The following is a 13,419-nucleotide window of genomic DNA, read 5'->3' as shown; positions in this document are numbered from 1 at the left end:
TTTTTATCTTTTATGACATGAAAAGACACGCTTATTTTTCAATTGCACTATAAAAAACACGCGGCGCACTACTCCAAACCCATTTTTTAACATCAGGTGTCATCGCTATCACATTATATTTTTGAAAGATAAATGCATAAGGTCCTTTTTGCATTAACTCACGTTGTAAATCAGCATAGAGTTGTGCCCGTTTTTGTGGATCTTTTTGAAATAAAGCCTCTTCAACTTTGTGATTCATCTCTGTATCAAAATATCCATGCTGCCAACTAGGATAGGCTGTATTTTTTACCTCAAACCGGTTATCCGGATTATAAACAAGACGTGAAGCCATTGTATGAGGATCCGTAGATCCGCTATTCCATCCGATAAAAGTCGTATCAAAAGCTCGAGCATCCACCTTTGAAAACAACTGTGTTCCTGCGACACGTTCAATTTTAAGACGCACCCCCGCCTGTGCTGCACTATCTTGGAGTGACTGAGCAAGAGCTAAAGTATAAGGAGTATTTGAAACAAGAAAATTTGCCTCAAATCCATTCGGATAACCAGCCTCTGCTAAAAGTTTCTTGGCTTTTTGAATATCAAGCTTAAAGGGTTGCCCTTCTTTTTCATCCAAAGCGCCAAAGTTGCCAAGAGGAACAAAACTTGCCCGTGGGATACCAACACCTTTGAGAAGCTTTTTACCAAAACCTTCATAGTCTATGAGATAGCGCATCGCCAAGCGTACTTTTTCCTTCGCAAAAATGGGATTTGTCGTATTGAACCCCCAATACATCATGCTTGGCACCAACACCTTTTCGACTTTAATATCTGTTGTTTTTTGTAGATCTGCAAGATCTTCAGAGGTCAAATTACGAGCAACATCAACATCGTGCTTTTGCAACAATAAACGTTGTGTTCCAGGCTCTGCAACATGACGAATGAGTATCTGCTTTAGCTTTGGTGCTTCTCCCCAATAATGGGAGCTTGCACGCAACAAAAGAGCTTCTCCAGGGCGCCATCTTTTTAACTGATAAGGACCAACACAAGCAGCATGCGTTTTTAAATACTGATTGCCCAGATCGCCATCTTTTTCATGTTTCATAATAGTCTCACGATCCAGCAAAGCCGTTACATGATTTGCAATAACATTATTAAGAATAAGCTCTGCTGGATAAGGCTTATCAAATTTTATCACCACTGTTTTTTCGTCAGGCGCTTGCAAAGCATCATCAATATTTTGCTCTGTAATGCCATATTCATTAAAAGTTGCCGCATCGGCCATTTTTAATTTGACAACCCGCTTCATCCCCCAAACAAGATCATTGGCGTTAGCTGCTCTCCCATCATTAAACTTTAAATCATCACGCAAATGAAAGGTAATCACCGTACTGTGATCATCCCCTGAAACATCCCAATGTGTTGCTAATGCCGGAACTATTTTCGTTGGATCATCTGTCGCAGTACTGACCAAATTATCACAAACATTTTCAATAATTTCACTTGCATAAACATCATTGCTTTGAGCTGGATCAAACGTACTGATTGCATCCATATTCCAAGCCATCACAAGAGTATCAGCGGGTGTTTTTGCTGAAGCCTGTTGTGCAACCACTCCCAATGCCATAAGAACAGAAATAAGAGAGCTGCTCCCTTTTAATATTTTTTTCTTTAGGTTCATAAAATTTCCCCTTTATTTTTTATTAATTAATGACACTGAAATGACATGCAAATTTTATAATCATAAAGGGCATCTTTATAATTATAAAGATTGAGAAAATATGTTCTGATCACTTATACAGAGTCATCTCCTTTTAAATTCCATACACTTTATAAATTCATTGATTGACAGTCTTAATCAAACCATAGTGAACATGGAATATATGTTTACCAACCAATATCACATCCTTTTCGTAATATCTCTTTGCACGCGACAATAAGCTCTATCACCTTCTAATTAATTATCAAAACAAAATTCATGATACAATTTTCCCCAAAGACATAATGAATATAAATCCTTCTAAACTTTAGTATACATCATTGCTTTGCCACTATAAAAATAGAATAGCAAACAACATGCTGTAATAAAACATTTGGTTTCAACAGCAACATACAGAGATTCAATGAGCAATGTCGTGAATACCAGCCTGTCTGAGCTTAAGTATCCTCCCCAAAACTGGAGCTCACACGCAGCAAACCCCCTCTCTAATAGAGGAAAGTTATCAGATAATAACCCCTAACACAAGCAGCTTGAGTTATTTAGCGTCAATTTTTCATCACTGCATTTTATTTTGTATCACCTATTTTCCATCATCCTTTAATTCAGCTTTACGACTTTCAAAAGCATCCAACGCGATATCTTTTAAATAATGGAGATTACTTATTGCCTCACGCTTTTGTTTTTCACGTTCCTTAATGGGGTCACGACCCTCACGAAGAATAGAACGCCACCCCGTTGCCAATTCACGCGCTTGTTTTAAAGAAACATCTCGCAACGCTCCCAAGCCCATTTCACAGCGGCGCCCGTGAAGGGTATAACGATAAATCCATTGAGCACCTCCATCTTTACGCTTATGGAGTAACAAGCCGGCACCATCATTATATTTGCCAGCCCCCAATGTTGCGACAGACTTTGCATTAAGACGGTTCATAAGAGCCATTTTTAGTCCTTTCTTATACAAATTTTATCCACACACTCATCCCGCTTGTGATGCGCAAATGAGTGATTTTTATTGATTCAAGATAAACAGATTTGAAATGAGAGAATTTTACGTTATTCGAGGATCTAATTCAATATGAACAACGCTAGATTATCTTTATAAATCAATATCTTGTAGATATGAGATGGGGAATTGAACATAAGAAGATGCCTTGAGAGAATATGCATTCATTTATGATACTGAAATCACAAGGTGCGGCTTTATTCAACACCCCACAATAAAAATGGCGGGGGCTAGCCCTGATGGTCTGATTGATGAAGATGGGTTAATCGAAATCAAATGTCCTAGATCGACTAATCATATGCGTTTCATTATCGATAACGAAATCAAAGATGAAACATTCATCTGTAGTAAAACTAATAAAAAACTCGTTAAAGAAAGTTTTGGCGATGCATTTAGAGAGGCTTGTTATACAGCAGGCATAAAAAAATCAGCACATGGTTTAAGAAAATTAGCAGCAACACGCGCAGCTAATTCTGGTGCAACAGTATCACAACTGAAAGCACTCTTTGGCTGGACAAATGATGCTATGGCATCTCTTTACACAAAGAGCGCAGATCGTAAAAGATTAGCTCTTGAAGCTATAAAAAAGCTCCAAAAAAGTTAGGGATAGAGGCAAAAAAACATAATAGAATCAATATTTGCCTCTTCCCTTATATTAGACATAACTATTTTATTTTACTTGCTTTTTATATACCATTCATGAGCGCCGCCGCGAAATGGGATTAGGTGCTTTAAGACATGTCTCTTTAAAAAAAGCCCGTGAATTGGCAACTGGATGGCGTTCTGTTTTACATACAAGATATCATCACTCTTTAACTCCAGATACAGGAGAGTTAAGATATTACACTTTTTTGCATTTTTTTTCATTCTCAAAAGTTACTTTTGTTATTTTGAAGGCTAACAACAATTAAAAAAATCATCACTATTGCATCGTTTGTATGCTTCAATTATCTTATACAAGTGAATTGTATCATTTGCACATTGATGAAACAATTCAATGATTATCCTATTGGTTATTGCCCTGCCCTTATGACAAAAATTTTACCAATTTATCGACAAAAGCACCCTTCAAGATGATCATTGACAATCCCTACAGCCTGCATAAAAGCATAACAAATCGTAGGCCCAACAAATGTCCAGCCGCGCTTCTTTAAGTCTTGAGAAAGACGAAGAGAAGCTGGAGTGATGGGATTTGCTAACAATGTTTGAAAATCTATCTTTTCATAACGCTCCGATTGTGGTGGCTGAAAAGACCAGAAATAGTGGGATAAACTCCCCCACTCGGTGATAATTTCCTGTGCTCTCAAGGCATTATTCAGCACTGAACGAATTTTTCCTTGATGACGAACAATGCCTTTATTCTGCATCAACATTTGCACCTTTAGCGCATCGTAATGAGCAATCTTTTCAAAGTCAAAATCATCAAATGCAATGCGAAAAGAAGAGCGTTTTTTTAAAATCGTAAACCAAGAAAGCCCCGCTTGGAAACCTTCAAGACAAATTTTTTCAAACAGAGGGATATCCTCAAAAACAGGTTTTCCCCATTCGTTATCATGATAAGCGCAATAAAGTGGATCCGTTCCTGCCCATGCGCAACGAACTTTTCCATCCACTCCCTTAAGAAGACCATCGGCAAGCATAATCTTCACCATATTAAAAGAGTGTTCCTTGGTCATCACTTGGCGACTTTATCTTCTTGTGTTTTGAGCGTATCGCGGAAACAGATTCTTGTGTTGAAACACGGATATCACCATCAAAAAAGCGTAAATTTATTTGTCCAGTTTCAGGAAACTGTGCCAACCGTTTAATAGGTTTATGACCTTGCCCCAAAGCCAAAACAAAACCACGCTCTAAAATATTCTGATAAGAAGTGCTTTTTAAAAGCCTACATGCCAACTCTAACGCCGCACGTTGTTTTTCTACACTGCGCATAAAAGCACGATGAAGACGTGCTGTATATTCCTTTGTGTGACGTTGTGCTTTTTCACTCTTTAACAAACGGGGCGAAAGACGGAGGTGAAGGGCATGAAAAGAAAAACGTTTTTTATCGTAGCTCACACAAAGAGCACGCTGTAATCGACTTGAAATTTCATCAAAACCACGCCGCGGTAGAGCAAAAAGTTGGTCAACAGTGGGAAGTCCTCGTCTGGCTGCACGCAACTTTTGTTGATGAAAATCAAAAGAACGTGCAAGTCCTTTACGCAAACGTGCTCCAAGTGATGCAACACTTACTTCAAGATCAAGCTTAACAGGAACAGCCTTTTCTGCGGCTCCTGTAGGGGTTGGAGCACGCCAATCAGCGACATAATCAATCAAAGTCCAGTCTGTTTCATGCCCAACAGCAGAAATAACGGGGAGGTCAGAAGCATAAACAGCACGAACAACAGCTTCATCATTAAATCCCCATAAATCCTCTAAACTTCCCCCTCCCCGTGCAACAATAAGCAGATCAGGTTTTGGAATGTGCCCTCCTGAAGTCAGTGCATTAAAACCTTCAACAGCAGCAGCCACTTCACTCCCGCTTGTTTCTCCCTGCACACGAACAGGCCAAACCAAAACATGCAGCGGAAAACGATCAGAGATACGATGAATAATATCGCGAATAACAGCCCCCGTTGGTGATGTTACAACACCGATAATTCGAGGCATATAAGGCAAAGGCTTTTTCTTTGCTTCATCAAATAAGCCTTCTTCTGCAAATTTTTTCTTACGATTTTCAAGAAGAGTCATCAAAGCACCAACCCCTGTTGGTTCAAGAGCCTCAATGACAATTTGATATTTCGATGACCCTGGATAAGTCGTAAGCTTACCGACAGCAACCACTTCCATCCCTTCTTCAGGAGGAAATTTGAGCTTTTCCATCACGCCACGCCAAATAACAGCTTCCAACCGCGCCTTATCATCTTTTAAGGCAAAATAAGCATGTCCCGAAGCATGAGCACCGCGGTAACCCGAGATCTCTCCACGCACCCGTACATATCCAAACTTTTCTTCCACAACACGCTTTAAAGCGCCTGCTATTTCGGAAACAGTAAATTCCGCAATATTCGTTGCAACTGGCTTTTCACCAAACAAACTTACCATTTTTCAACTCTTTATGCCCATTTTGTGGGTCTTTTCAAAACAACGCATCTTTAATTTTTAACGTATAGTTTCACCCAATATCCGTGGTAACAATGAGGGAACAGCCTCTACCCTTAATCTCAAACTGACGATCAAAATCATCAAGGCTTAAAATATAGAGATCAACTGATTATTCCATCTAAAATTTTATCAACGACAGTGAAAATATTCAATCTCAACATCCATAAAAATTTAATGAGAAAAAGGATACCTTTCGAAAAGAGTTATATCTTGAGAAAGTCTTCCCTATACAACAGATTAATTTGCTAGCGATAAACTTCAACGTTTTGCAAAATTTTTAAATTCTATGCAAAACGTCGAAGATATCGTGATCGTATTTTTCCATTTTGCCAATAAAAATTATTTTTCAATGGCAGCATAAAAAATACGTGGTGCACCATTCCATACCCATTTTTTGACATCAGGTGTCATAGCGACAATATTATATGTCTGATAGATAAAAGCATAGGGTCCTTTTTGCATAAATTCACGCTGTAAGTCAGCATACATTTGTGCCCGTTTCTGTGGATCTCTTTGAAAGAGGGCATCTTTCACCTTTTTATTCATATCTTCATCCAAATAGCCATGGCACCAACTAGGATAGCCTGTGTTTTTAGCCTCAAACCGATTGTCAGGGTTTAAAATAAAACGTGCAGCCATTGTATGAGGATCGGAAGAAGAGTTATTCCATCCTATAAAAATGGTATCAAAGCTGCGGGCATAAAGTTTTGAAAACAACTGCGTCCCGATAAAATGTTCAATCTTAAAGCGCACACCGACCTTTTTTGCATTATCCTGAATGGACTGAGCAATAGGCAAAGCAAAAGGGTAAGGAGATTTTCCTGCAAAAATATTGGCTTTAAAACCATCTGGATACCCTGCTTCTGTTAAAAGCTGCTTAGCTTTTTGAAGATCAAGTTTAAAGGGTTGCCCTTCTTTTTCATCCAAAGCTCCAAAATTACCAAGAGGAATAAAGCTTGCCCGTGGAATGCCAACATCTTTAAGAAGAGTCTTTCCCAAAGTGTCATAATCGATAAGGTAGCGCATTGCCAAACGCACCTTTTCATTGGCAAAAATAGGATTTGTTGTATTGAACCCCCATATTATCATCGATGGTGCTAATATTTTTTCAACCTTAATATCTGTTGTTGCTTGAAGATCGGCTATATTTTCTGGCGTCAAATTACGAGCCACATCAATATCGTGTTTTTCCAACAACAAACGTTGTGTACCAGGCTCTGCAATATGACGAATTAAGATTTTCTTCAATTTGGGCGCCGCACCCCAATAATGGGAACTTGCCCGCAATAAAATCCCTTCTCCAGGACGCCAACTTTCTAACTGATAAGGACCAACACAAGCAGCATGACTTGCCAAATAGCGATTACCCATATCACCATCTTGTTCGTGTTTCATAAGAGTCTCACGATCAAGCAAAGCAACAGTACGATTAGTAGAAATATTGCTCAGAATAAGCTCTGCTGGATAAGGTTTATCAAATTTCATCACCACGGTCTTCTCGTCGGGTGCCTGAAAAGCCTTATCAACATTTTTTTCTGTGATACCATATTCATTAAAAGTTGCCGCATTAGACAGTTTCAATTTGACAACCCGCCTCATCCCCCAAACAAGATCATGAGCACCAGCAGATCGACCATCATTAAACTTTAAATCATCGCGTAAATGAAAAGTAATGACTGTACTCTGGTCATCGCTTGCAACATCCCAACTCTTTGCCAAAGAAGGAACGATTTTAGTTCCATCATTTTTAGCAGAATCAACCAAATTGTCACAAACATTGACAACAATTTCAGCGCCATATCGGTCATTGAGCTGCGCAGGATCAAAATTACTAATCGCATCGAGATCCCAAGCCATCACGAGAGTATCGGCTGGTGTTTTTGCTGAAACTTGTTGCACCAACATCCCAAAAGCAATAATTGCAGAGGCAAAAGAACTGCTCCCTTTTAATATTTTTCTTCTTAAATTCATAGATTTTTCCCCTTAGAGTTTATTATATAAATTTTTCACGCAATAAAAACGTGCATAAATAAAAAGATCAGGCTTTTAAAATACACCTCCCAAAGACAAAATATCAAAGCCTTTAAACAGCAGAAGCAACCGCTTGAGCGATATTGGTAAGCTAAAACAAAAGAGACAACGGAAAGTGATCTGATAAACGATGAGTGATACCACAAATGACAGCGTCTATTGGTGATTTTACAACACCTGTAACTTTGAACATATAAGCCAAAGATCTTCTTTATCGCATCAAACAGAACTTCTGCTTTAAAAGCCTTTTTGATTTACCCAAAAGAATCTTCAGAGCCCCAACTTCGGTTGCTTTAAAACCTCAATCACCCTTTGATACCTTGATAATCCTCACAAGCATAGTTCCCCCAACAATGAACTCTCCTCTCCTTTCTCACGAGGAAATTTGAGCATTTTCACGACTCCATACAAAGGACAATCCCAGCATCTCATCATTTTTTAAGGAAAGGTGGTAAATTTGAAGCATTCGCTCCACAATAACCTCATATTCCCCCAATGCACCTGTACATAACCCAATTTTTTCTCAACAGCACATTTTAAAGTCCCCGCTTTTTCTAAAAAATACTAAATTCTGCTTATATTCAGTATGCCCACTTCTTGAATAAACAAATTTATTATTTTTTACTTCACTTAAGATTGAAATCTCCAATCTTAATACCTATATATATATGTATTTAATAAAAATTCATAGCCCTTCTTTCAAGAAGAGTATGTAAGAGTTATTCTATAATATATTTTAAATGCATTTTACCGATAAACTTCGATATTTTGCAAAGCTTTTAAGCCCTGTGCAAAACACCGAAGATATCGCATCACATTCATTGTTGTATGTTACAACATTGAAAACGTGTTTATTTTTCAATGGCATTATAAAAAATACGTGGGGCACTATTCCACACCCATTTTTTAACATCAGGTGTCATAGCGATAATGCTATATGTCTGATAGATAAAGGCAAAAGGTCCTTTTTGCATAAAATCACGCTGTAAGTCAGCATACATTTGTGCCCGTTTCTGTGGATCTTTTTCAAACAATGCTTCCCTTACCTTTTTATTCATATCTTCATCCAAATAGCCATGGCACCAACTAGGATAGCCTGTGTTTTTAGCTTCAAACCGATTATCCGGATTATAAACAAGACGTGAAGCCATTGTATAAGGATCTGCAGAATCGTTATTCCATCCCATAAAAATTGTATCAAAACCTCGTGCATAAAGTTTTGAAAACAACTGTGTCCCTACAAAATGTTCAATCTTAAAGCGCACACCTATTTTTTTTGCATTGTCTTGAATGGACTGAGCAATAGGCAAAGCAAAAGGATAAGGAGATTTTCCTGCATAAATATTAGCCTCAAAACCATTTGGATAGCCTGCTTCTGTTAAAAGCTGCTTGGCTTTTTGAAGATCAAGCTTAAAGGGTTGCCCTTCTTTTTCATCCAAAGCACCAAGATTCCCAATGGGAATAAAGCTTGCCCGTGGAATACCAACATCTTTAAGAAGAGTCTTTCCCAAAGTGTCATAATCGATAAGATAGCGCATTGCCAAACGCACTTTTTCATTGGCAAAAATAGGATTTGTCACATTGAATCCCCACATGATCACAGATGGTGCCAACACTTTTTCAATCTTAATATCTGTTTTTGCTTGGAGATCGGCTATATCTTCTGGCATCAAATTACGGGCCACATCAATATCATGTTTTTCCAACAACAAACGTTGTGTACCAGGCTCTGCAATATGACGAATGAGAACCTGTTTTAATTTGGGTGTTTCTCCCCAATAATGGGAACTTGCACGCAACAAAATTGCCTCTCCAGAACGCCAATTCACTAACTGATAAGGACCGACACAAGCAGCATGGCTTGCCAAATAACGATTGCCCATATCACCATCTTGTTCATGTTTCATAATTGTTTCACGATCAAGCAAAGCAGCAGTACGCGTAGTAAGAATATGCCCAAGGATTATCTCTGCTGGATAAAGCTTATCAAATTTCATCACCACTGTCTTCTCATCGGGTGCTTGAAGAGTAGAATCAACATTTTGTTCTGTAATTCCATACTCGTTAAATATTGCCGCTGCAGACAATTTTAACTTAACAACCCGCCTCATCCCCCAAACAAGATCATGGGCACCAGCAGGTCGACCATCATTAAACTTCAAACCATCACGCAAATGAAAAGTAATGACTGTACCCCCGCCCTCATTTGAAACATCCCAACTCTTTGCCAAAGAAGGTGCTATTTTTGCTGCATCATCTGTTGCAGAATCGATGAGGTTATCACAAATATTGGCAACGATTTCATTGCCATAACGTTCATTGATCTGTGCAGGATCAAAAGTCTCAATTGAATCAAGATTCAAAGCCATTACAAGAGTATCGGCTGGTGTTTTGGCTAAAACTGGTTGTACAACCATCCCTAGAACCATGAGAGCAGAAACAAAAGGACTGCTCCCTTTTAATATTTTTCTTTTTAAATTCATAGATTTCTCCCTTTAAAGATTATTGTATAAATTTCCCATGCTATAAAGATGCGCAAAAGAATAAAATGGAATGAACCATAGGCTCCAAGAGATAAAGTTTTAAAACCTTCACCTAAAAAACTCTTTTAATGTCATCAAAGCCCCCCTATTGGCTCAAGTACCTTAATAACAAAGAGCCTTCATAAGAATTTGAAATATCGATAAAACAGAAAAATTCGTTAATTTGCCAAGTGCAACGACTTTTACTCTTTCTTCAAGTTTTTGCTTCACTCCCTGTAAAACAACACCTTCCAATTACCATCTCATCATCTTTCAAAGAAAAAGAAAACACGGACATCATAAAAACTGATATTTTTCACCCTCCCGATATACTTCCATAAAGAATTTTTCTTCAACATTGCAAAGCCTTTTATCCTTTAGAAATAATAAATTATGCGGCATTGGTTGTACTGATTTTTTCAGCAAAGAAATTGCCTCTTTCCCATTCAGAGAAGTTGAAATGTTCAATCTTAACAGCCATGCAAACACATCCTCAATGAGAAGATAAAATCTTTCTTCACAGAATGTCTTGAAAAGATATTCAACAACATACTCACCCCTCACCCATAAATTCGGCATATTGTAAAGCTCGAAAACTTATGCAAAACGCCGAATATATCATGGCTATGCTCTTTATCTATTTAACAGCATTGAAGACACACTTATTTTTCAATTTTATTATAAAAAATTTGTGGCGCACTATTCCAAACCCATTTTTTGATATCAGGTGTCATCGCAATAACAGTATATTTCTGGAAGATAAACGCATAAGGTCCTTTTTGCATCAATTCACGTTGTAAATCAGCATATATTTTTGCCCGTTTTTGTGGATCTTTTTGAAATAAAGCCTCTTCAACTTTGTGATTCATCTCTGTATCAAAATACCCATGTTGCCAACTAGGATAGGCTGTATTTTTTGCCTCAAACCGGTTATCCGGATTATAAACAAGACGTGAAGCCATTGTATGGGGATCTGCAGAATCATTATTCCATCCGACAAAAATCGTATCAAAGCTACGTGCATAAAGTTTGGAAAACAACTGTGTCCCTGCCAAACGCTCAATTTTAAGATGCACACCTGCCTGTTCTGCACTATCTTGGAGTGACTGAGCAAGGAGCAGTCTATAAGGATCATTTGAAACGAGGAAATTGGCCTCAAATCCGTTCGGATAACCAGCCTCTGCTAAAAGTTTCTTGGCTTTTTGAATATCAAGTTTAAAGGGTTGCCCTTCTTTTTCATCCAAAGCCCCAAGGTTGCCAAGAGGAACAAAACTTGCCCGTGGAACACCAACACCTTTGAGAAGCTTTTTACCAAGACCTTCATAGTCTATGAGATAGCGCATCGCCAAGCGTACTTTTTCCTTCGCAAAAATGGGATTTGTCATATTGAAGCCCCAATACATCATGGATGGCTCTAACACTTCCTCGATTTTAACATCTGTGGTTTTTTGTAGATCTGCAAGATCTTCAGGGGTCAAATTACGAGCAACATCAATATCATGTTTTTGTAACAATAAACGTTGTGTTCCAGGCTCTGCAACATGACGAATGAGTATCTGCTTCAATTTTGGTGCTTCTCCCCAATAATGAGAGCTTGCATGCAACAAAAGAGCTTCTCCAGGGCGCCAACTTTTTAACTGATAAGGACCAACACAAGCAGCATGCGTTTTTAAATACTGATTGCCCAGATCGCCATCTTTTTCATGCTTCATAATGGTCTTACGATCAAGCAAAGCTGTTGCAGGACTGGCCACAATATTATTAAGAATAAGCTCTGCTGGATAAGGCTTATCAAATTTCATCACCACTGTTTTTTCATCGGGAGCTTGCAAAGCATCATCAACATTTTGCTCTGTAATGCCATATTCATTAAAAATTGCTGCATTCCCCATCTTCAATTTAACAACCCGCTTCATCCCCCAAACAAGATCATTGGCGTTGGCTGCTCTCCCATCATTAAACTTTAAACCATCACGCAAATGAAAGGTAATCACCGTACTGTGATCATCCCCTGAAACATCCCAATGCGTTGCTAAAGATGGAACCATTTTAGCGGGATTATCTGTCGCACCACTCACCAAATTATCACAAACATTGCGAATAATCTCACTTCCATAAACATCTGTAAGTTGCGCAGGGTCAAATGTACTGATTGCATCCATATTCCAAGCCATCACAAGAGTATTCGCCGGCGTTTTTGCTGAAGCCTGTTGTGCAACCACTCCAAGGGCCATAAGAACAGAAATAAGAGAGCCGCTACTTTTCAATATTTTTCTTTTCAAGTTCATAGACTTTTCCTTTTAACGTTTATTGTATAAATTCCCCACGCAATAAGAACGTGCAAAATAACAAGATTAGATGAACCATAGGCTCTAAGAAACAAAGGTTTTAAAATTCAGACAACACTCCTTAACTAACCACTCCTCCTGCCACCCTTATAAGCTATCCCCTCCCATATGCACCGAAAAACAATTTAATATACAATAAATGGTAGAACCGATAATAAAATCTACTGATGATATAACAACATCTACCCTTGAAGACTATAAAACAGAGATTTTTTCTCTCTTGTCGAGCAAGCTTATCTCTTCTTTTTTCTTCCTGCATTTTTTCTGTCATCAAAACACGCCCCTGTTAGCGCAAGCACCTTAATAATAACGAGCCTTAACAACAATTTGATCTTTCAACAAAACAAGAAAAATTCATCCATTTTTCAATATCAAGCACCTCTCCGCTTTCTGCAAAATGAATTTTGAATTCCCCGCTCAACAACAAGCTCCTCATTATATCTTATTTCAAAACAAAAAGAGCATGAGCACCGCAACCCCCTAATATTTACTCACGTGTTTATACAGCACAAAACTTTTTTCAACATCCTATTTTAATACCTTTGCTCCTTTAACAACACTCAGTTCATTGCTTGCATTTTTCAGCAAAAAGTATCTTTTCAATTCACTACGGTTGAATTATCTAAATATAATACCTATATAAGCACAGCATTATCAGAATAGATAGTCTTTTTT

At 38.2% G+C, this 13,419-nt stretch carries 6 protein-coding genes and 4 pseudogenes; 3 read left to right on the top strand and 7 right to left on the bottom strand.

Annotated features, from left to right (window positions below):
• Window positions 1–31 precede the first annotated feature (31 nt).
• The gene (locus NNJ73_RS04765; RefSeq protein ID WP_254492938.1) at window positions 32–1,657 is read right to left on the bottom strand and encodes an ABC transporter substrate-binding protein; all 1,626 of its coding nucleotides are present in this window, start codon (window positions 1,655–1,657) and stop codon (window positions 32–34) included.
• A 622-nt stretch (window positions 1,658–2,279) separates the two neighbouring features.
• Window positions 2,280–2,636: pseudogene (locus NNJ73_RS04760) on the bottom strand (Arm DNA-binding domain-containing protein); the annotation flags it as partial.
• A 176-nt stretch (window positions 2,637–2,812) separates the two neighbouring features.
• Here NNJ73_RS04760 and NNJ73_RS10110 point away from each other — a divergent pair.
• The 3 pseudogenes from NNJ73_RS10110 to NNJ73_RS10100 form a co-directional block, all read left to right on the top strand.
• Window positions 2,813–3,033, top strand: a pseudogene (locus tag NNJ73_RS10110) (YqaJ viral recombinase family protein); the annotation flags it as partial.
• Window positions 3,022–3,303, top strand: a pseudogene (locus tag NNJ73_RS10105) (tyrosine-type recombinase/integrase); the annotation flags it as partial. The pseudogenes NNJ73_RS10110 and NNJ73_RS10105, both read left to right, overlap by 12 nt.
• A 79-nt stretch (window positions 3,304–3,382) precedes the next feature.
• Window positions 3,383–3,490, top strand: a pseudogene (locus NNJ73_RS10100) (integrase); the annotation flags it as partial.
• A gap of 258 nt (window positions 3,491–3,748) precedes the next feature.
• Here the strand turns inward: NNJ73_RS10100 and NNJ73_RS04750 are convergent.
• From NNJ73_RS04750 to NNJ73_RS04730, 5 genes are all read right to left on the bottom strand, one after another.
• The gene (locus tag NNJ73_RS04750; protein ID WP_254492937.1) at window positions 3,749–4,375 is read right to left on the bottom strand and encodes a DNA-3-methyladenine glycosylase I; all 627 of its coding nucleotides are present in this window, start codon (window positions 4,373–4,375) and stop codon (window positions 3,749–3,751) included.
• Window positions 4,353–5,783: an exodeoxyribonuclease VII large subunit gene (gene xseA, locus NNJ73_RS04745; RefSeq protein ID WP_254492936.1), complete on the bottom strand. Its 1,431-nt coding sequence runs from the start codon at window positions 5,781–5,783 to the stop codon at window positions 4,353–4,355. The genes NNJ73_RS04750 and xseA overlap by 23 nt, the downstream gene beginning before the upstream one ends.
• 399 nt (window positions 5,784–6,182) lie before the next feature.
• A complete protein-coding gene (locus NNJ73_RS04740; RefSeq protein ID WP_254492935.1) occupies window positions 6,183–7,814 on the bottom strand; it encodes an ABC transporter substrate-binding protein in 1,632 nt (543 codons plus the stop codon).
• A gap of 911 nt (window positions 7,815–8,725) precedes the next feature.
• On the bottom strand, window positions 8,726–10,357 hold the full coding sequence (locus tag NNJ73_RS04735; protein ID WP_254492934.1) for an ABC transporter substrate-binding protein: 1,632 nt from the start codon (window positions 10,355–10,357) through the stop codon (window positions 8,726–8,728).
• 701 nt (window positions 10,358–11,058) lie between these two features.
• A complete protein-coding gene (locus NNJ73_RS04730; protein ID WP_254492933.1) occupies window positions 11,059–12,684 on the bottom strand; it encodes an ABC transporter substrate-binding protein in 1,626 nt (541 codons plus the stop codon).
• Window positions 12,685–13,419 lie beyond the last annotated feature (735 nt).

The organism is Bartonella sp. B1099, assembly GCF_944801835.1.
GTDB lineage: Bacteria > Pseudomonadota > Alphaproteobacteria > Rhizobiales > Rhizobiaceae > Bartonella.
Note: the sequence above shows the minus strand (reverse complement) of the source record. Positions and strands in the feature narration are given on the sequence as shown.